The organism is Mesorhizobium sp. CO1-1-8, assembly GCF_020164875.1.
Lineage (GTDB): Bacteria > Pseudomonadota > Alphaproteobacteria > Rhizobiales > Rhizobiaceae > Mesorhizobium.
Map to the genome: position 1 here is coordinate 271,275 of NZ_JAIUGZ010000004.1, position 17,591 is coordinate 288,865.

The 17,591-nt window shown below is 64.6% G+C and carries 20 protein-coding genes and 1 pseudogene; 8 read left to right on the forward strand and 13 right to left on the reverse strand.

Going from position 1 to position 17,591, the window contains the following annotated elements:
• Positions 1-7: 7 nt before the first annotated feature.
• The 5 genes from LB558_RS10235 to LB558_RS10255 all read right to left on the reverse strand — a co-directional run bounded on the left by LB558_RS10235 (position 8) and on the right by LB558_RS10255 (position 5,160).
• Entirely contained in the window at positions 8-1,054 is a 1,047-nt protein-coding gene (locus LB558_RS10235; RefSeq protein ID WP_224697448.1) for a glucokinase, read from the reverse strand.
• 187 nt (positions 1,055-1,241) lie between these two features.
• Positions 1,242-2,336 (reverse strand): penicillin-insensitive murein endopeptidase, encoded by a 1,095-nt coding sequence (mepA, locus tag LB558_RS10240; protein ID WP_224697449.1) that lies wholly within the window; start codon positions 2,334-2,336, stop codon positions 1,242-1,244.
• A 79-nt stretch (positions 2,337-2,415) separates the two neighbouring features.
• Complete coding sequence (locus LB558_RS10245) at positions 2,416-3,336, reverse strand: SDR family oxidoreductase (protein ID WP_224697450.1); 921 nt, start codon at positions 3,334-3,336, stop codon at positions 2,416-2,418.
• Complete coding sequence (queG, locus tag LB558_RS10250) at positions 3,333-4,487, reverse strand: tRNA epoxyqueuosine(34) reductase QueG (protein ID WP_224697451.1); 1,155 nt, start codon at positions 4,485-4,487, stop codon at positions 3,333-3,335. Before queG ends, LB558_RS10245 begins: the two co-directional genes overlap by 4 nt.
• Positions 4,468-5,160 (reverse strand): glutathione S-transferase family protein, encoded by a 693-nt coding sequence (locus tag LB558_RS10255; protein ID WP_109667600.1) that lies wholly within the window; start codon positions 5,158-5,160, stop codon positions 4,468-4,470. Before LB558_RS10255 ends, queG begins: the two co-directional genes overlap by 20 nt.
• A gap of 217 nt (positions 5,161-5,377) precedes the next feature.
• Between LB558_RS10255 and LB558_RS10260 the strand changes: the two genes are divergently transcribed.
• Positions 5,378-6,184 carry an undecaprenyl-diphosphate phosphatase gene (locus tag LB558_RS10260; protein WP_224697452.1) on the forward strand — a complete coding sequence of 269 codons (807 nt, stop codon included), beginning with the start codon at positions 5,378-5,380 and terminating at the stop codon, positions 6,182-6,184.
• A 99-nt stretch (positions 6,185-6,283) separates the two neighbouring features.
• Here the strand turns inward: LB558_RS10260 and LB558_RS10265 are convergent, their stop codons facing one another.
• Together LB558_RS10265 and rsmI are read right to left on the reverse strand one after the other, a co-directional pair.
• Positions 6,284-6,661 carry a YraN family protein gene (locus LB558_RS10265; protein WP_224697453.1) on the reverse strand — a complete coding sequence of 126 codons (378 nt, stop codon included), beginning with the start codon at positions 6,659-6,661 and terminating at the stop codon, positions 6,284-6,286.
• The gene (gene rsmI, locus LB558_RS10270; protein ID WP_224697454.1) at positions 6,654-7,580 is read right to left on the reverse strand and encodes a 16S rRNA (cytidine(1402)-2'-O)-methyltransferase; all 927 of its coding nucleotides are present in this window, start codon (positions 7,578-7,580) and stop codon (positions 6,654-6,656) included. Before rsmI ends, LB558_RS10265 begins: the two co-directional genes overlap by 8 nt.
• A 133-nt stretch (positions 7,581-7,713) precedes the next feature.
• Here rsmI and LB558_RS10275 point away from each other — a divergent pair, with 133 nt between their 5' ends.
• On the forward strand, positions 7,714-7,896 hold the full coding sequence (locus tag LB558_RS10275) for a hypothetical protein (protein ID WP_224697455.1): 183 nt from the start codon (positions 7,714-7,716) through the stop codon (positions 7,894-7,896).
• Between the two features lie 73 nt (positions 7,897-7,969).
• On the opposite strand, the gene LB558_RS10280 is transcribed toward LB558_RS10275, so the two are convergent.
• From LB558_RS10280 to rph, 6 genes are all read right to left on the reverse strand, one after another.
• Positions 7,970-8,407 carry an EamA family transporter gene (locus LB558_RS10280; protein ID WP_224697456.1) on the reverse strand — a complete coding sequence of 146 codons (438 nt, stop codon included), beginning with the start codon at positions 8,405-8,407 and terminating at the stop codon, positions 7,970-7,972.
• A 25-nt stretch (positions 8,408-8,432) separates the two neighbouring features.
• Complete coding sequence (locus tag LB558_RS10285) at positions 8,433-8,756, reverse strand: low molecular weight protein tyrosine phosphatase family protein (RefSeq protein ID WP_224697457.1); 324 nt, start codon at positions 8,754-8,756, stop codon at positions 8,433-8,435.
• Positions 8,757-8,759: 3 nt separating this feature from the next.
• Complete coding sequence (gene hemW, locus LB558_RS10290; protein WP_224697458.1) at positions 8,760-9,923, reverse strand: radical SAM family heme chaperone HemW; 1,164 nt, start codon at positions 9,921-9,923, stop codon at positions 8,760-8,762.
• Positions 9,920-10,567 (reverse strand): RdgB/HAM1 family non-canonical purine NTP pyrophosphatase, encoded by a 648-nt coding sequence (gene rdgB, locus LB558_RS10295; protein WP_224697459.1) that lies wholly within the window; start codon positions 10,565-10,567, stop codon positions 9,920-9,922. Before rdgB ends, hemW begins: the two co-directional genes overlap by 4 nt.
• Positions 10,567-10,977, reverse strand: a complete 411-nt coding sequence (locus tag LB558_RS10300; protein WP_224697460.1) for a VOC family protein — start codon at positions 10,975-10,977, stop codon at positions 10,567-10,569. Before LB558_RS10300 ends, rdgB begins: the two co-directional genes overlap by 1 nt.
• Positions 10,978-11,241: 264 nt before the next feature.
• Positions 11,242-11,958, reverse strand: a complete 717-nt coding sequence (rph, locus tag LB558_RS10305; protein ID WP_056585385.1) for a ribonuclease PH — start codon at positions 11,956-11,958, stop codon at positions 11,242-11,244.
• A gap of 198 nt (positions 11,959-12,156) precedes the next feature.
• Between rph and hrcA the strand changes: the two genes are divergently transcribed.
• The 6 genes and pseudogenes from hrcA (at position 12,157) to LB558_RS10335 (ending at position 17,564) form a co-directional block, all read left to right on the forward strand.
• Positions 12,157-13,239 carry a heat-inducible transcriptional repressor HrcA gene (gene hrcA, locus LB558_RS10310; protein ID WP_224697461.1) on the forward strand — a complete coding sequence of 361 codons (1,083 nt, stop codon included), beginning with the start codon at positions 12,157-12,159 and terminating at the stop codon, positions 13,237-13,239.
• A gap of 24 nt (positions 13,240-13,263) precedes the next feature.
• Positions 13,264-13,461, forward strand: coding sequence for a hypothetical protein (locus LB558_RS10315; protein ID WP_224697462.1), 198 nt, complete (start codon positions 13,264-13,266; stop codon positions 13,459-13,461).
• Positions 13,462-13,559: 98 nt separating this feature from the next.
• Positions 13,560-14,912: a PQQ-dependent sugar dehydrogenase gene (locus tag LB558_RS10320; protein WP_224697463.1), complete on the forward strand. Its 1,353-nt coding sequence runs from the start codon at positions 13,560-13,562 to the stop codon at positions 14,910-14,912.
• 100 nt (positions 14,913-15,012) lie between these two features.
• A pseudogene (locus LB558_RS10325) lies at positions 15,013-15,630 on the forward strand (LysE family translocator).
• A 197-nt stretch (positions 15,631-15,827) separates the two neighbouring features.
• Positions 15,828-16,808, forward strand: coding sequence for a cysteine synthase A (cysK, locus tag LB558_RS10330; protein WP_127297572.1), 981 nt, complete (start codon positions 15,828-15,830; stop codon positions 16,806-16,808).
• 129 nt (positions 16,809-16,937) lie between these two features.
• Positions 16,938-17,564, forward strand: a complete 627-nt coding sequence (locus LB558_RS10335; RefSeq protein ID WP_224697464.1) for a glutathione S-transferase family protein — start codon at positions 16,938-16,940, stop codon at positions 17,562-17,564.
• The last annotated feature ends 27 nt before the right edge of the window (positions 17,565-17,591 follow it).

Consider the following 17,591-nt stretch of genomic DNA (forward strand, 5'->3'; position numbering starts at 1 on the left):
GGCTTGCCTATGCCTCGGGGTGACTAACTTCGTCGCGCCAACGCCGGCCCTCGGTCTGGACACCGAACAGCGAGGGGTTCCTGGCATAGGCGGCAAGGCCCAGAAGTGCGGCCAGCGGGTGGGTGATGACGTACACCGGCATGGTGCGCATCATCGCGCTGTGCGGCGCCTTATCCTCGAAGGCAGTGCGGAAATTGCCGGCTTTCAGCGCCGGCACGATCTTCTGCGCGATGCCGCCGGTGAGAAACACGCCGCCGCGACTCATGAACACCAGAGCAAGGTCGCCTGCGGTGCGCCCAAGGCAGGTGACGAAGGTCTCCAGCGCTTCCTCGGCAACCGGATCGGTTTTCGCAAGTGCCGCGGCAGTGATCTCGGCCGGCGTGGTGAAAGGTGATGGCTTGCCGTCTGCCTTGGCAACCGCCCGATAGACATTGACCAGACCGCGTCCGCACAGGATCTGCTCGCCGGAAATGCGGCCCTCCAGCTTCTCGATATGCGGGAAAACCTCGAAATCGCGCGGCGTGCGCGGACCTATATCCATGTGGCCGCCCTCGCCCGGCACCGGTATCCAGTGGTGCAGCGCGTGGACCAGCCCGGCGACGCCGAGCCCGGTTCCGGGGCCGAGCACGACGCGCCCGGCATTGGGCTCCGGCGTGCCGCCGCCGATCTTTTCCATGTGCTCCTCGCCGAGCGCGACGACGGCCAGCGCCTGCGCCTCGAAATCGTTGAGCACGACGACATCGCTCAGGCCGAGGCTGGCGAACATTTTTCGCGGCTTGACGATCCAGGGGCAGTTGGTCAGCTCGATCTCGTCGCCGTCGACCGGACCGGCCACCGCCAGCACCGCCGAATTGGGGCGCACCGACGAGCGGTCGAGCACGGCCGCCTGGATCGCCTCGTCGATGGTGTTGTAGGTCGCCGTCTGGACGATGGCCGGCTCGCCTGCCTCGGAATTGGCGTCGAGCACGATCGAAAAGCGCGCATTGGTGCCGCCGATGTCCCCGATAAGGATCGGAAACCGCAACAAAGTATCGTCGTCGCCTGTGCCTGGCATGCTCTCGTCCGTCTCCGGCGCCCCCGGCGGCATGTAGCCGTTCTTCCGTTGACTAGCGCATGGGTTTGAAAAGGGAAACGGTTTTCGACCCCGGCGGCGCGCAGACACAGCTTCTGCGGCCAAATGGCCACTATTCACAAAAACGGCACGTTAAACCGATTGAGTCCGCCGATGGGCGCCGCGACCGTCAGTTCCCCGGGGGCCGTGGCCGCGGCAGCGGCACGCCGATCTCGGGGGTCTCTGTGAAGGCGTTCACCGCGCTTGGCAATCCGGCCGCGCCACTAGCTGCCGTGGCGGGCAGCGACGGCGCTTCGGGTTCGGGCGCTGCCACCGCAACCGGCACGCCGCCGCCACGGTAGGTCGCGGCCTCGGCGGAGGCCGGCCCCGGCGCGTCGAGCACGGCGCGGCACTCGCTCGGCAGGTTCGCCATCGTCATCACGTCGCGGGCCTTCGGTGCATCCGGGTTCTTGTTGGGACGCCACGGCTCCTCGGTAAACCACCAGGCCAGCGGTTTACCGCAGCCATCATCGTCCGGCGTCGCTTCCTGCGCCTTGCAGCCGGGCGAACCCGGCTGACAGCCGATGCGCATGTGGAAATGATAGTCGTGGCCCCAGAACGGCCTGATCTTGCGCAGCCAGCCGCGGTCGCCCCTGACGGTGTCGCAGAGCTTCTTCTTGATGCCCGGATTGACCAGGATACGCTCGACCTGGCTGTAGCTCGCCGCCCGCTTCAGAAGCCTTGTGTGCGCCGGCGTCCACAGCGCGTCCTTCACCAGATGGGTCTTCTCGTCGACCATCAAGGTGGCACTCATCGATTCGCGCTGCGCCATCGAGAGCGGGCGGCTGGGCATCGGCGTCAGCCATATGTCGGCGTCGAGCCCGATCTGGTGCGAGGCATGCCCGGTCATCATCGGGCCGCCGCGCGGCTGCGAAATGTCGCCGATCAGCAAGCCCGGCCAACCATCGGCTGCCGCGTCGCGAGACAGTTTCTCGATCACCGCGATCATCGCCGGATGGCCCCAGCGACGGTTGCGCGAAGGCCGCATCACCTCCCAGGTCGGACCGTCCATGGGAATGGCGACGCCGCCGGCAAAACAGCCCTTCGAATAGAAGCCGATCGATTGCGCCGCAGTCGCGGCCGGCAGTTTCTTGGCGCCGAACAGGTCCTTTGCCCGTTCTTCGGCCGCGACTGGCTGTACGGCTAGACCGGCAAGGACGAACAGGCCGAGAGCGGCCGCCAGCCGGAATTTTTTTCCGAGAAATGGCCGTATCGCTGTTTTCATGAAACCGGGTCCCCGCCGCAATCCAAGGCCGAATCATAGCATGCAACGCGCAACGCTTCGATCGATAGAGCGGTTGCGTTTAGCGCTTCATCGGGCTGCGCGCCTCGCCGTCGCGCCAGTCGCCGCTCGCCCACATATGGTCGAAGGCGGCACGGTAGTCCGGAAAGCGCAGGGAATAGCCCGCCGCCTTGATCGCCGCGTTGGCGACACGCTTGTTCTCGCCATAGAAGGACCGCGCCATGGGCGAAAGTTGGGCGGCGTCGAAGGGAATTTCGGACGGCGGTTCGATACCCATCAATGAAGCGGCATAGGCGACGACGTCCTGCGGCGGCGCCGGCAGATCGTCGGTGACGTTGAAGATGCCGCCGGTATTGCCAGTGATGAGCTGCCACAGGGCGCCTGCAATGTCGTCGCAATGGACGCGATTGAACACCTGGTCCGGCTTGACCAGCCGCCTTGCGCTGCCGTTGTCCAGATTGACCAAGGCGTTACGGCCCGGGCCGTAAATCCCGGAAAGCCGCAGGATCGCCGCAGGTCGGCCGATCTCGCGGCCCAGTTCCAGCCAGTCTCGTTCGGCGGCCACCCGCATCACCGAGCGCTTAGATACCGGCCGGCATTCAGCCGTTTCATCGACCCACGCGCCGTCATAATTGCCGTAAACCCCGACCGTGGAGAGATAGCCGATCCATTCCAGCAAAGGCATTTGAGCGATTGCCTCTCGCGCGGCATTCAGAACGGGATCGCCGGCCTCTTCCGGCGCAACCGAGATCAGCAGATGCGTTGTTTTCCCCAATGCATCACCGATTTCGCCGGTCATCGCGCCGTCGAACAGCAGCGGCGCGATGCCGGCCTGCCGTAGCGTCTCGAATTTTTCCGGCGAGCGTGTCGTGCCGAAGATCGTCGCGGCGCCTGTGTTAGCTCGGGCAAAAGCCCTGCTGGCTCGGGCGAAGGCCTTGCCGGAATAGCCGGCGCCGAAGATGAAGACCTGTTTTTCGCTCATGCATTCGCCCTGGTTGGCCGCGCCAGACGCCATTCGTCGCGCACGGCTTCGTCGCTCTCGGTTTTCAGGCCGATGGCTGCCCGTTCGGAGTATTCGGCATCGGGCACCAGCCGCGCCAGCGCCCATATTGCCGCGCCCCGCACCAGCGGCGACGGATCGTCGAGCAGCGTACGCACCGCGCCAGACAGCGACGCTTCGCCGGAATTGCCGGCGGCGATCAATACATTGCGGACAAAGCGATCGCGGCCGATGCGTTTTATCGGCGAACCCGAGAAAAAGACGCGGAAAGACGCGTCATCGAGGCCCAGCAGGTCGGCGAGCAGCGGTTCGCGCAGATCGTCGCGGGCAGCGAGCTTTGCCTCCGAAGCCGTCCTGGCGAACTTGTTCCACGGGCACGCGGCGAGGCAATCGTCGCAGCCATAGATGCGGTTGCCGATCTTTTCGCGGAATTCGTGCGGAATTGGCCCTTTGTTCTCGATGGTGAGATAGGAAATGCAGCGCCGCGCATCGAGCCGGTAGGGCGCCGGAAAAGCATCGGTCGGGCAGGCGTCGAGGCAGGCGCGGCAAGAGCCGCAGTGGTCGATCTCGGCGCGGTCGGGCACGAGTTCGGCTGTGGTGAAGATGGTGCCGAGGAACAGCCAGGAGCCGTGCTCGCGGCTGACCAGATTGGTGTGCTTGCCTTGCCAGCCGAGCCCGGCGGCCTCGGCCAACGGCTTTTCCATGACAGGTGCGGTGTCGACGAATACCTTCACATCACCGCCGGCACGCGCCACGATCTTGCCGGCGATCTCCTTCAGCCGTCCCTTCATCACATCGTGATAGTCGCGGTTCTGCGCATAGACCGAGATCGCGCCGCGGTCGCGCTTGGCCAGCACGCCGAGCGGATCATGATCGGGGCCATAATTCATCGCCAGCACGATGATCGAGCGCACCTGCGGCCACAGTGCCGTCGGTTCGGCACGGCGTTGCAGCGTCTCGGCGATCCAGTCCATTGAGCCGTGAAACCCGTCGGCGACGAATTCAGCCAGGCGCGCCGGCGCCAGCGGGATCGCATCGGGAGAGGTGACGGCGACGGCATCGAAGCCGGCGCGCTGCGCCTCCGCATCGATCAGCGCGCGCAGTTTTGCGGCGTCAGAAGTCGAGGTCCGCATAATGCGACACCGGTGACAGGCCGCGCACGCGGTCGGTCAAAAGCGGCCGGAAAGAGGGCCGCGACTTCACCCGTGTGTACCATTCGCGCGCCGCGGCGTGCTCGCGCCAGTCGATCTCGCCGAGATAATCGAGCACCGACAGCGTGGCGGCGGCCGCCAGATCGGCATAGGTGACCCTTGAGCCCGCCAGCCAATGACGGGTGCCGGCCAGCCAATTGGTGTATTTCATATGCTGGCGGATGTTGGCGCGCGCGGCACGGATCGCGCCCGAATCGGGTGAGCCGCCGCCCGCCGTTTCCGGCATCACCGGCTTCAGCACGCGCTCACGCACCAGATGGCGGGTGACTTCGCTTTCGGCCTTGTTGAGGTACCAGTCGATCAGCCGGCGGATTTCTGCGCGCTGCATCGGATCTTCGGCGAACAGCCGCTTGTCGCGCTTCAGGACGCCGCGCGTTTCATCGAGATACTCCGAGATCACCGTCGCTCCGACGATCGGCACGTCGCCCTCGGCCAAGAGGATCGGCAGCGTGCCGGCCGGGTTCAGCGCCAGGAACTCCTTGCGCCGGGTCCACGGCTTTTCCTCGATCAGGGCCAGCTCCTCGCCATACTCGCCGAAAGCGAGGCGGACGAAGCGACAGGTGGCGAACATGGGATGGTGGAAAAGCGTCAGCATGGTTCCGCGATGATAAAGCGCACTGGCGAATCGCAGGGCGCACCGGTAAGTCTTGGCCGCCCGGTTAGCGGGCCGTCAGGGTGTTGCGACCTATAGGGGGACTTCAACGCCATGACAAGCAAGCCGTTTCTCTAGAGATAGAGCATGATGTCGTCCGAAAACCGCTTCACACTTTTCGGCATCATGCTCTAGCCGTCACGCCAATGCCGAGGTAGCCATGGAAAGCCAGACCATCGTCGAAGCCCTGCTGCTCGGCCTGCTGGAGGGGCTGACCGAATTCATCCCGGTGTCGTCGACCGGCCATATCCTGCTTGCCGGCCATTTCCTCGGCTTCCACTCGACCGGCAAGGCCTTCGAGATCCTGATCCAGCTCGGTGCGATCCTGGCGATCCTCAGCGTCTATTTCCGCCGGCTGTGGCAGATGCTGCTCGACCTGCCGCATGACCGGCTGACGCGGCATTTCGTCATCGGCATCCTGGTCGCCTTCCTGCCGGCGGCGATCATCGGCGCGCTGGCGCATGATTTCATCAAGACGGTGCTGTTCGAATCGCCGAGGCTGATCTGCGTCATGCTGATCATCGGCGGCGTCGTGCTGCTGGTGGTCGACCGCATGAACCTCAAGCCGGTCTACCGCGACGTCGAGCGGTTCCCGACCAGGCTTTACCTGCAGATCGGGCTTTTCCAGTGCCTGTCGCTCATTCCCGGCACATCGCGTTCGGGCTCGACCATCGTCGGCGCGCTGCTTTTGGGCGTCGATAAGCGCGCGGCCGCTGAATTTTCCTTCTTCCTTGCGATCCCGACCATGGTCGGCGCCTTCGCCTTCGACCTGTTCAAGAACCGCAACGTGCTGAGCAGTGCCGACCTGCCGATCATCGCCGTAGGCTTCGTCGCCGCCTTCGTCACGGCGCTCATCGTTGTGCGCTTCCTGCTCGATTACGTCTCGCGCAACGGCTACTCGCTGTTCGGCTGGTGGCGGCTGGTGGTGGGCGGCGTTGGTCTGGTGGCGTTGATGATCTGGGGGTGAGGAGTGGTCCGCGAAGCGGACGGAAAGCCAATTGCTTGGCTTTCCGAACGACGAACGCCCTGAGCCTGCGAAGGGCGAGCAACGCCCGTCAGTGGCCCCTCAATTCCTTCCATAAAACGCGTTCTCGACATGCACGGGCCAGCGCCAGGGCAGCACCGCGACCATGTCGAAGCGCATCGACAGTCTCCCGTAGTCCGCTTGGCGCGACAGCCAGATGTCGGCTGCGCCTTCTATTCGACGCTCCGATTCGTGGCCGATCGCCTCCATGGCTTCCATCAGCGTGCGCCGCGCCTTGACCTCGACGAACAGCACCAGATCGCCGCGCCGCGCGATCAGGTCGATCTCGCCGAAGCGCGTGCGGTGACGGCGCGCCAGGATCCGGTAGCCCTTGAGCATCAGCGCTAATGCGGCCAGCCATTCGCCGCGATGGCCGCGCCGATAGGCATTTTGGCGGCTGGCGACCGGGCGTTCAGCCAACGCCCTCTCCGGAAGCATCCTTGAGCTCCAGCAATCGCCGATAGAGCGCCTGTTTCTGGCCGCCGGTCATCTTCGCGGCTTCCGCCGCCGCCTTGGAGGCCGGCATCTCGGCGGCAAGCGACAGAAGCAGACGGTCGATGTCGGCGGGCTCGTCCGCCCTGGCCTCGGCCGGACCGACGCAGACGACGATCTCGCCCTTCGGCGTATCGGCCGCAGCATAGTGGTCGGCCAGCGCCTGCAACGTGCCGGTGCGCATCTCCTCGAAGGTCTTGGTCAATTCACGGCCGATCGCCGCCTTTCGCTCGCCGCCCAGCGCTTCGACCATGGCACCGAGGGATTCGGCCAGCCGGCGCGGCGATTCGAAGAAGATCAGCGTCGCCGGCACGGCTTTCAGCGCCTCCAGCCGCGTCAGCCGCTGCCCTGATTTGACCGGCAAAAATCCGGCGAACATGAAGGCATCGGAGGGCAGGCCGGATGCGGTCAACGCCGCGAGCGGCGCCGACGGGCCGGGGATCGGCACGACGCGAATGCCGTGGTCGAGCGCCTCGCCGACCAGCCGGTAGCCGGGATCGGATACCAGCGGCGTGCCGGCGTCGGAGATCAGCGCCACGCTCTGTCCGGCCTGGAGCGCCGCGATCAGCTTCGGCCCGGCCTCTCCGGCATTATGCTCATGATAGGCCGTGGTTCGGCGGCGGATGCCATAACGGTCGAGCAGCACGCGCGACACCCGCGTGTCTTCGCAAGCGACGATGTCGGCGGCGGCCAGGCTCTCCAGCGCGCGCAGCGTGATGTCGGCGAGATTGCCGATCGGCGTCGCCACCAGATAAAGCGCTGGTTCCAGCGGCCGGGCCGCGATCTCCGTCTGCCCGACCACATAGCTGCGCTTGCCCGTCTCTGCGGTCACTGATGACTTCTCCATTCAGCCCTGTTTGGCACGGCTGACGCGGGCTTGCAAAGCTGACGCCGATGTAAGGAATTCGCCTTTCCTTTGCCACAGTGGGGAACCAAACCGGCGTTGGCAGATTAGCCCCCTGATTCCGGAGGAGGACAGGATGGACAGCCTGAAGATTCAGGACGCTTTCGAGCCCTACTATGCCGGCCGCAACCGCGTTGCCGCCACGGCCAAGCGCCCGCCCGCCAAGACCGAGAACAGCCTGACCAAAGAGCGGACCGAGAGCACCTCGCCGACGAACGGCAGGCACAGCAACAAACCTGACAGCACGACGGAGCACTGACCGGACGATGCCCAATCGCTTCGATATCTTCATCACCCGTCTTGAAACAAAGAGCGCCCGCAACGGCGCGCAACTACCCTCGATAGGCGACCAGCACCGCGCCCGCCGCGATAAGGGCGACGCCAAGCCAGTTCGCTCCGGTGAGTCGCTCGCCGAGAAAGGCCGCGCCAAACACCGCCACAAGCACGACGCTTAGCTTGTCGATCGGCGCCACCTGCGCCGCATTGCCGATCTTCAGGGCACGAAAATAGCAGAGCCATGAGGCGCCGGTCGCCAGACCGGACAGGCCGAGGAAGGCCCAGGTCTTTCCCGAGATCGTAGCCGGCGACTGGAACTGGCCGCTGGCGAGCAGGACGGCGCCGAGCACGATCAGGATGATGACCGTGCGGATGAAGGTGGCGAAATCGGAATTGATGTTCTCGATGCCGACCTTGGCGAAGATCGCCGTCAGGGCCGCGAATGCCGCCGAGAGCAGGGCCCAGAATTGCCAGGAGGATACGGTCAGGTTCATGCCGATGGCCTTCGCGGTTGTCGTCTCAACCGAGATACCGTGAAACGCGTGCCTTCAGAAGGCTAATCAACTCCAGATCCATGAATTCATAGTTATCAGGTATATCGAGGCAGATCACGCGAGCCTTCTTCAGGCTGGCCTTGAATTTCTTCTGCAACTTGGTGCGGTGCGCCTTTTCCATGACGACGATGAGGTCGGCCCAAGCCACCAATTCATGCGTCAGCGGCGTGTCCGCATCGTGGTTGGTTCCAGCCGACGCGACCTCGATATCCCGGCGCGTTGAAAACACCTGTTCGGCGGTCGGGCTGCGCAAGCGGTTCTGGCTGCATACGAAGAGGACGTTCTTCAAGGGTTAGCGCGCCAGGTCCGCGACCACGGCGTCGAGCACGATCATGCCGGCGGCCGTGGCGCGGAGACGCGCATTGCCGATCGGCGCCACCAGCCCCTCTCCCTGCAGCATCGACAGCCGCGCGCTCGACAGGCCGCGTCCGGAGAACGCCTCGTAGCGGGAGAGGTCGATGCCTTCGGCCAGCCGCAGGCCCATCAACAGGAATTCGTCGGCCTCTTCCGAGCGCGTCAGGATTTCGCCGCCGGTGACGCCATGGCCCTTGGCCTCGACCAGATTGGCCCAGGTTTCCGGCATCCGCTCGGCGATCGTCACCGTGCGGCGGCCGTTCTCGACGAAGCGGCCATGCGCGCCGGGGCCGACGCCGACATATTCGCCATAGCGCCAATAGGTGAGGTTGTGCCGGCTCTCGGCGCCCGGTCTGGCGTGGTTGGAAATCTCGTAGGCCGGCAGGCCATGCGCCGTGGTGATCTCCTGCGTCAGCGCATAGAGGTCGGCGGCGTGGTCGTTGTCGGGAATTATGAATTTCTTCGCCGCATGCAGCGCGTGGAAGGGCGTGCCTTCCTCGATGGTCAGCTGGTAGAGCGACAGATGATCGGCGGCATGGCCGATCGCCTGTTCCAGCTCCGCTGCCCAAGCCTCCGGCGTCTGGCCGGGGCGGGCGTAGATGAGATCGAAGGACAGCCGCGGAAAAATCCCGCGCGCGAGCCCGATGGCGTGCAGCGCCTCGTCGACATTGTGCAGCCGGCCGAGGAAGCGCAGATCCTTGTCGTTCAGCGCCTGCACGCCGAGCGACACGCGATTGATCCCGGCCACCCGATATCCGCGAAAGCGCTCGGCCTCGACCGAGGAGGGATTGGCCTCCAGCGTCACCTCGATGCCATCTGGAACGGTCCAGTTCTTGGCCACCGCGTCCAGAACCCTGGCCACGGTTTCGGGCTTCATCAGCGACGGCGTGCCGCCGCCGAGAAAAATGCTGGTCACCTCGCGCGGCCCGGTGCGCTCGCGCATCGTTGCCAGCTCAGCCTCGAAGGCGCTGGCAAAGCGGTCCTGGTCGACCGGCTGGTGGCGGACATGGCTGTTGAAATCGCAATAGGGGCATTTGGCCGCGCAGAACGGCCAATGGACATAGACGCCGAAGCCGGGCGCCCGGTCGAGCAGCATGCTCATGCCGAGCCCAATCTCGCTCTGGCGAACTTCTGGAAGGCGCGGGCGCGATGCGACAGCGCCGTGGCCTGGCCGGGCTTCCAGCCATGCTTTTCCTCAGCGCTCATTTCGCCGAAGGTTTTTTCGAAGCCATCGGGCAGGAACACAGGATCATAGCCGAAGCCGAGTTCGCCGCGCGGCGGCCAGACCAGCGTGCCTTCGGCCTCGCCGCGATAATATTCCGCCTCGCCGTCGGGAAACGCCAGGCAGATGACGGCGACGAAGCGTCCCTTGCGCTGTTGCGGCAAGGCCGCTCCAACTTCCTGCAACGCCACTTCGGTGCGTTGCATGGCCATGCCGAAATCTCTGCTGCCATCCGGGGTCTCGGCCCAGTTGGCGGTGTAGACGCCAGGCGCACCATCAAGCGCGTCGACGCACAGGCCGGAATCGTCCGACAATGCCGGCAGGCCGGTCGCCTGGGCGGCGGCCAGCGCCTTGATGTAAGCGTTCTCCTCGAAGGTGGTGCCGGTCTCATCCGGCTCCGGCAGGCCATACTCCTTGGCCGACTTCGCTTCGAAGCCGAACGGCCCCATCAGATCGGCGAATTCACGCAGCTTGCCGTCATTGTGGCTGGCGACGACGATCTTCTTGCCATCGAGAGAATGCATCAAAGGCCCCAGATTCTTGGCTCGGCAAATTCGATCGAATTGCCCGAGGGGTCGCGTATATAGATCGAACGGCCGCCCTGCGGCCACTCGAATTCGCTTTCGATGGCGATCCTCTTCGCCGCGAGATGCGCTTTCCAGCCAGCGATTTCATCGGCGGTTGCCGCAAAGCACAGATGACCCTGGCCTACCGCACCGTGCGGCGGCACCGGCAGCCGGGCGTCGGGCGCCGGCGGCACTTTCGTCGCTGCGGCATTGAAGACGAGCAGCACGCCCGGTCCGCAGCGGAAGAAGAGATGGCGGCCTTCGACTTTGCCGAGGAGATTGAGGCCGAGGATGTCGGTGTAGAACTTCTCGGCAGCGTCAAGGTCGGTGACGTAAAGGGCTGATTCCAGGATTGCCGAGGGAATCACGAGGCACCCCCCTCTGTCCTGCCGGCCCCGGCCCTTCGCTGCCGCTCCGGGCGTTCGTCGTTCGGAAAGCCAAGCAATTGGCTTTCCGTCCGCTTCGCGGACCCCGCCTCACCCCCCTCAAGTGGGGAGATTGGCGGCTTCGGCGCCGCTCCAGATCCTGCACCGTCGACAGTTGGCGAAAGCCGATCGAATACCCGATCTCCCCCCTGGAGGGGGAGATGGCCGGCAGGCCAGAGGGGGGCGCTCAAGCTCGGCATTGAGAACCTAAGCCACTGCCATCTGCTGCAGGCTGACTAGGCGCTGGATGCCTTTCTTGGCCAGGCCCATCAAGTCCGCGAACTGCTCTTCGGAGAAAGGCTCGCCCTCGGCGGTGCCCTGGATCTCGACGATGCCGCCCTTGCCGGTCATGACGAAATTGGCGTCGGTGCCGGCGGAGGAATCCTCGATATAGTCGAGGTCGATGACCGGCTGGCCGTCATGGATGCCGCAGGAGATCGCAGCGACATGGTCCTTCAGCACCTTGGCGACGCTGGCCATCTGGCGCGCTTCCATCCAGCGCAGGCAGTCATACAGCGCCACCCAGCCGCCGGTGATCGAGGCGGTGCGGGTGCCGCCATCGGCCTGGATGACGTCGCAGTCGACGGTGATCTGCTGCTCGCCCAGCGCCTGGAGGTCGACCACGGCGCGCAGGGAGCGGCCGATCAGCCGCTGGATTTCCAGCGTGCGGCCGCCCTGCTTGCCGGCCGAAGCCTCGCGGCGCATGCGCTCGCCGGTCGAGCGCGGCAGCATGCCGTATTCCGCCGTCACCCAGCCTTTGCCGGAATTGCGCATCCAGCCCGGCACTTTTTCCTCGAGGCTGGCCGTGCACAGGACATGCGTGTCGCCGAACTTCACCAGGCATGAGCCTTCGGCATGCTTGGAGACGCCGCGCTCGAAGGAGATGGCACGCATTTCGTCGAATTGGCGTTTGGAAGGGCGCATTCAGGCTGCTTTCTTGTCATTTTTCGGAATCTTGGCCGGCTTGTAACCGCATGGGACGCGTGGCGCAAAGGAAAATGGCCTGACGATCTGACACAGACACAGAGTGCTCTCACAAAGACACCGGGTGATCTGACACAGACACCGGGTTGCGCGGGTGCAGTGTAAGTCTATATCCTTGGGCCGGAGGTTTTTGGCCGTATGACCAAGGCAGTCGATCCGAGTTCGCAGTCGCCCGCGCTTCAGTCGCTCGATATGCGTTCCCGCGACATCTTCCGGCGCATCGTCGATTCCTACCTCAGGGACGGTGAACCGGTGGGCTCGCGCAGCCTGTCGCGCATCCTGCCGTCCTCGCTGTCGCCGGCGACCATCCGCAATGTCATGAGCGACCTCGAGCATCTCGGCCTGATCTACGCGCCGCACATCTCGGCCGGCCGGCTGCCGACGCAGGCCGGCCTGCGTTTTTTTGTCGATGCCTTCATGGAGCTTGGCGACCTTTCCGACGAGGAGCGCCGCGCCATCGAGGCACAGGTTCGGGCGTCCGGCTCGGGCGCGACGCTGGAGCACATGCTGACCGAGGCCAGCCAGATGCTGTCGGGCATGTCGCGCGGCGCCGGCCTGGTGCTGGCCGCCAAAAACGAGGTGGCGCTGAAGCACATCGAATTCATCCAGCTCGAACCGACCAAGGCGCTGGCGGTGCTGGTGTCGCAGAATGGCGACGTCGAGAACCGCGTCGTCGAACTGCCCGCGGGCATCACCGTCTCGCAACTGCACGAGGCCTCGAATTTCCTCAACGCCCATATACGCGGCCGCACGCTGGCCGAGGCGCGGATCGAGATCGCCCGTATCAAGGAAGAGACCAGGGCCGCGCTCGACACGCTGTCGCAGGACCTGGTCGAGAAGGGGCTGGCGGTGTGGGCCGGCGCCGACAGCGGCCTGCCGGCACGGCTCATCGTGCGCGGGCGGGCCAATCTGCTCGAAAACGTCACCGCCCAGGCCGACATCGAACTGCTGCGCCATCTGTTCGAGGACATGGAGACGCAGGACGGACTGATCCAGCTGCTTGATCTCGCCGAGCAGGGCTCGGGCGTGCGCATCTTCATCGGCTCGGAAAACAAGCTGTTTTCGCTGTCGGGCTCGTCGCTGGTGGTCGCCCCCTATCGCGACAAGGATGCCCGCGTCGTCGGCGCGCTCGGCGTCATCGGCCCGACCCGGCTCAACTATGCCCGCATCGTGCCGATGGTCGATTACACGGCGCAGCTGATATCGCGCATGCTCCGTTGAGCTGATCTAACCGAGGAGACGACGATGGCGCTCGAAGAATTCAAGGCCCGGATCAGCCTGCTGCTGGAGGAGATGGTCAACCAGCCGGAGGACCAGCACGAGATCCAGGAGCAGTTGCTTGAAAAACTGCAGGAAATGCGCGCCATGGGCTTGCCGCTGCCGGCTGATCTCGTCGAGTTGGAAAAACGCCTCGACGACGATTTTTACGCCGCCGGGACCTGAGCCGGGAAACCGGAAGCTTCCTTCACCTCATCGTGTGCCGTGGAACGATCGACGAAACCGCTCGTTCCTGTTCTCACGCCCGAACATTGGAGGACCGAATGATGCGTTTTGCCGGCCCCGCAATTTCCGCCGCACTGTTTCTCTCGACTGCGTCATTCGCCCAGCAGGCGGACGAACCGGTGCTCAAAGGCGCGGCCGCCTTCGGCGACTGGCGGGCGGACAAGCCGGGCACACGCCGCCTGATCAGACCGGACGATTTGCCTAAGCCCTATGCCACCCGGTCGACCTCGAACAGCGCCGGCGTCGCGGACACGCCGGCAGACGCGAAGCTGCAACTGCCGCCGGGGTTCTCGGCCGAGCTGGTTGCATCTGGCATCGACAATCCACGCGTCGTGCGCGTCGCGCCGAATGGTGACCTGTTCGTCGCCGACAGCGAGGCCAACCAGGTCCGCATCTATCGCCTCGCCGAAGGCAGTGCGAAGCCGGCGCAGGACGGCATCTTTGCCGGCAATCTCAACCAGCCCTACGGCATTGCCTTTTATCCGCCGGGCGCTGACCCGCAATGGGTCTATGTCGCCAACAGCGACAGCATCGTGCGCTTTGCCTACCGCAATGGCGACCTGAAGGCCTCCGGCGATCCAGAAACCATCGTCGACAACATCCCGGCCAATCATCATTGGACCCGCGATATCGCCTTCTCGTCGGACGGCAAGACGCTATATCTGTCGGTCGGATCGGGATCGAATGTCGCCGAGGACATGGGCCAGGAGCCGAAAGGCGGACTCGATGCCTGGGCGAAATCGCAGCCGCTGGGTGCAGCCTGGGGATCCGAAGACGGCCGCGCCGACGTGCTGGCCTTCGATCCCGATGGCAAGAACGGCCGTATCTTTGCCACCGGCCTGCGCAACTGCTCGGGTATGACCGTGCAGCCGGCGACCGGCGCGCTGTGGTGCGTCGTCAACGAACGCGATGCGCTTGGCGACAATGTACCGCCCGAATACGCGACCGTGGTCAAGGAGGGCGCCTTCTATGGCTGGCCCTGGTACTACATCGGCGACAATGAGGATCCGCGCCACAAGGGTGCGCGCCCCGATCTTGCCGGCAAAACGACCGTTCCCGATGTGCTGATGCAGGCGCATTCGGCGCCGCTCAACATCGCCTTCTACGAGGGGAAGAGCTTTCCGGCTGAATACAAGGGCGATGCTTTCGTCGCTTTGCACGGTTCATGGAACCGCGGCAACCGGACCGGCTACAAGGTGGTGCGGTTGCTGTTCAAGGACGGCAAGCCAACCGGCGAATATGAGGATTTCATCACCGGTTTCGTCGTCTCAGACGGCGAGGTCTGGGGCCGGCCGGTCGGCGTGGCGGTGGCCCTGGATGGTGCGCTGATCGTCACTGAGGACGGCAACGGCACCATCTGGCGTATCACCCATGGCGGCGGTCGTTCCTGAGCGCAGTTCGCACAATCGAATCCGATTTTCAGGGAATTCACGACCGCCGGACTTTGTGCGATAGGATGCCGCGATAGCAGCGTCGCGCAAGGTTGCAACCATGACCCTTACCGGATTCCTCGCCTACAGCGCCGCTCTTGGCATCGCCGCCGCGATTCCTGGTCCCGGCATCACCGCGCTGGTCGCCCGTGCGCTCGGCTCCGGCTTCCGCTCGTCGCTGGCGATGTCCTTTGGCCTGATGGTTGGCGACATCACCTATCTGACCGCCGTGGTGCTTGGCCTCGCCTTCGTCGCCCAGAGTTTCGGCATGGTCTTTCTCGCCATCAAATGGCTTGGCGTCGCCTATCTTGCCTTTCTCGGCTGACGGTTCTGGAACAGCGGCATCACGCCCGAGACTGTCGAGGCCAGAAAAGGCAAGGGTGGCTTGCTGTCGAGCTTTGCCGCCGGCCTGACCGTCACACTCGGCAATCCGAAGACGATGATCTTCTACCTTGCGATTACGCCGACCATCGTCGACCTGAAGACCATCACGCTGGCCGACTACGGCATTCTCGTCGCGCTGACGGTCGTCGTGCTTCTGGTGGTGCTGGTGCCGTATCTGGCGCTGGCCGCCAAGGCGCGCTGGTTCCTGAAATCGCCGCGCGCGCTCAAGGCGCTGAACCGCGCGGCCGCCGGCTTCATGGTCGGTGCCGCTGCGGCGATTGCCGCCCGCCAATAGAGGCTTTCGGCCAAAGCATTTCGCAAACCCGCCTTTGCGGGAAATGCTTTTCCGAGACAGGGATGTTTTCGACACGGCGCCCACTCGGATATTTTCGGCCGACAGCTTATGTTGCGCGGCTGAAAGCCCTATCCTGCCGGCTGGAAGGCCACTTGCCTGAAATTCTCCACTTGCCTGAAATTCTGGGAGCGAAACCAATGAACAAGCCCGTCACATCCGCCCGCGTGCCCGGCCGCGGCCGCGTCTATGATTCCATCACCGACACGATCGGCGACACGCCGCTGGTGCGGCTCGACAAATTCGCTCGGGAAAAGGGCATCGTCGCCAATCTCATCGCCAAGCTCGAATTCTTCAATCCGATCGCCTCGGTCAAGGACCGTATCGGCGTGGCGATGATCGAGGCGCTGGAGGCGTCAGGCAAGATTTCTCCCGGCAAGACGACGCTGATCGAACCGACGTCAGGCAACACCGGCATCGCGCTTGCCTTCGCCGCTGCCGCCAAGGGCTACAAGCTGATCCTGACGATGCCCGAAACGATGTCGATCGAGCGCCGGAAAATGCTGGCGCTGCTCGGCGCCGAACTGGTGCTGACGGAAGGCCCGAAAGGCATGAAGGGCGCCATCGCCAAGGCCGACGAACTGGCCGCGACGATCCCCAATGCGATCATCCCGCAGCAGTTCGAGAACCCGGCCAATCCGGAAATCCATCGCACGACGACGGCCGAGGAAATCTGGAACGATACGCATGGCGAGGTCGATATCTTCGTCGCCGGCATCGGCACCGGCGGCACCATCACCGGCGTCGGCCAGGTGCTGAAGAAGCGCAAGCCTTCCGTGCATGTCGTCGCCGTCGAGCCGGACTCCTCGCCGGTTCTGTCGGGCGGCCAGCCCGGCCCGCACAAGATCCAGGGCATCGGCGCCGGCTTTGCGCCCAAAATCCTCGACACGACGATCTATGACGAGATCGTCAAGGTGTCGAACGAGGATTCCGTGGCCAATGCCCGCCTCGTCGCCCGCCTCGAAGGCGTGCCGGTCGGCATCTCTTCGGGCGCCGCCCTGCAGGCGGCCATCGTCGTCGGCTCGCGGCCGGAGAACAAGGGCAAGAATCTTGTGGTGGTCATCCCATCCTTCGCCGAGCGTTATCTGTCGACAATCCTGTTCGAGGGGCTGGGATCGTAATCCGACGCTTCTTCGTGACCAGGCTGGCCCGCTGAAAAAACGCCCGTGGCCGCCATCGGCGGCTTGAGCGCGACACCGCTTCCGGTTCATATCGCCCCTGGCCTGCTTTGCACGGCCGGGGGAGAATTTATGTACAAGCTCTACACCCGTCCTGGCAGCGGCGGCTTCGTCGTCGAGGCGGCGCTGGTGCTGGCGAATGCACCGTTCGAGCAGATCGATGTGCCGAAGACCGACCGGCCCGATCCCGCCTTCCTCGACATCAGTCCGTTGAACCAGGTGCCGGTGCTGACCTTGCCGGACGGAAGCTCGATGACCGAATCGGCGGCGATCTGCATCCTGCTTGCCGAGCGTCATCCCGATGCCAATTTGGCGCCGGCGGTCGACGCGCCTGCCCGCGCCGATTTCCTGCGCTGGATGGCCTTCATGTCGTCGGTGCTCTATCCGGCGGTGCTGCGTTTCTACTACGCGTATCGGTACACGGCCGATGCCGACGGCACCAACGCGGTCAAGCAGGCAGCCGTCGCCGAGATGGACCGTGGCTTTGCCGTTCTCGATGCCGCGTTCCAAGGCCGTGACTGGCTGGTCGGGGACCGGATGTCGCTGGCCGACATCTATCTGGTCATGCTGGTGGCCTGGCATCCCGACATCGACAAGGCGCGGGCGGCCTGGCCTGAGATCGAGCGTCTGTGGTCGAAGCTGCGCGGGCACCCCCTGATGAAGACGCTCAACAGGTCGCATGAGATGTGGCCAGGCTGAACGAGCCGGCAAGGCGCCGCCTTGGCG

Excerpts from the sequence above, each read along its gene's own strand:
- rdgB (WP_224697459.1), bottom strand. The coding sequence starts at position 10,567 with ATGCATTCTCTCGATGGCAAGAAGATCGTCGTCGCCAGCCACAATGAC.
- queG (WP_224697451.1), bottom strand. The coding sequence starts at position 4,487 with ATGCGGACCTCGACTTCTGACGCCGCAAAACTGCGCGCGCTGATCGAT.
- LB558_RS10335 (WP_224697464.1), top strand. The coding sequence starts at position 16,938 with ATGTACAAGCTCTACACCCGTCCTGGCAGCGGCGGCTTCGTCGTCGAG.
- LB558_RS10275 (WP_224697455.1), top strand. The coding sequence starts at position 7,714 with ATGGACAGCCTGAAGATTCAGGACGCTTTCGAGCCCTACTATGCCGGC.
- LB558_RS10260 (WP_224697452.1), top strand. The coding sequence starts at position 5,378 with ATGGAAAGCCAGACCATCGTCGAAGCCCTGCTGCTCGGCCTGCTGGAG.
- LB558_RS10315 (WP_224697462.1), top strand. The coding sequence starts at position 13,264 with ATGGCGCTCGAAGAATTCAAGGCCCGGATCAGCCTGCTGCTGGAGGAG.
- rsmI (WP_224697454.1), bottom strand. The coding sequence starts at position 7,580 with ATGGAGAAGTCATCAGTGACCGCAGAGACGGGCAAGCGCAGCTATGTG.
- cysK (WP_127297572.1), top strand. The coding sequence starts at position 15,828 with ATGAACAAGCCCGTCACATCCGCCCGCGTGCCCGGCCGCGGCCGCGTC.
- LB558_RS10245 (WP_224697450.1), bottom strand. The coding sequence starts at position 3,336 with ATGAGCGAAAAACAGGTCTTCATCTTCGGCGCCGGCTATTCCGGCAAG.
- LB558_RS10280 (WP_224697456.1), bottom strand. The coding sequence starts at position 8,407 with ATGAACCTGACCGTATCCTCCTGGCAATTCTGGGCCCTGCTCTCGGCG.
- rph (WP_056585385.1), bottom strand. The coding sequence starts at position 11,958 with ATGCGCCCTTCCAAACGCCAATTCGACGAAATGCGTGCCATCTCCTTC.
- hrcA (WP_224697461.1), top strand. The coding sequence starts at position 12,157 with ATGACCAAGGCAGTCGATCCGAGTTCGCAGTCGCCCGCGCTTCAGTCG.
- LB558_RS10235 (WP_224697448.1), bottom strand. The coding sequence starts at position 1,054 with ATGCCAGGCACAGGCGACGACGATACTTTGTTGCGGTTTCCGATCCTT.
- LB558_RS10255 (WP_109667600.1), bottom strand. The coding sequence starts at position 5,160 with ATGCTGACGCTTTTCCACCATCCCATGTTCGCCACCTGTCGCTTCGTC.
- hemW (WP_224697458.1), bottom strand. The coding sequence starts at position 9,923 with ATGAGCATGCTGCTCGACCGGGCGCCCGGCTTCGGCGTCTATGTCCAT.
- mepA (WP_224697449.1), bottom strand. The coding sequence starts at position 2,336 with ATGAAAACAGCGATACGGCCATTTCTCGGAAAAAAATTCCGGCTGGCG.
- LB558_RS10320 (WP_224697463.1), top strand. The coding sequence starts at position 13,560 with ATGATGCGTTTTGCCGGCCCCGCAATTTCCGCCGCACTGTTTCTCTCG.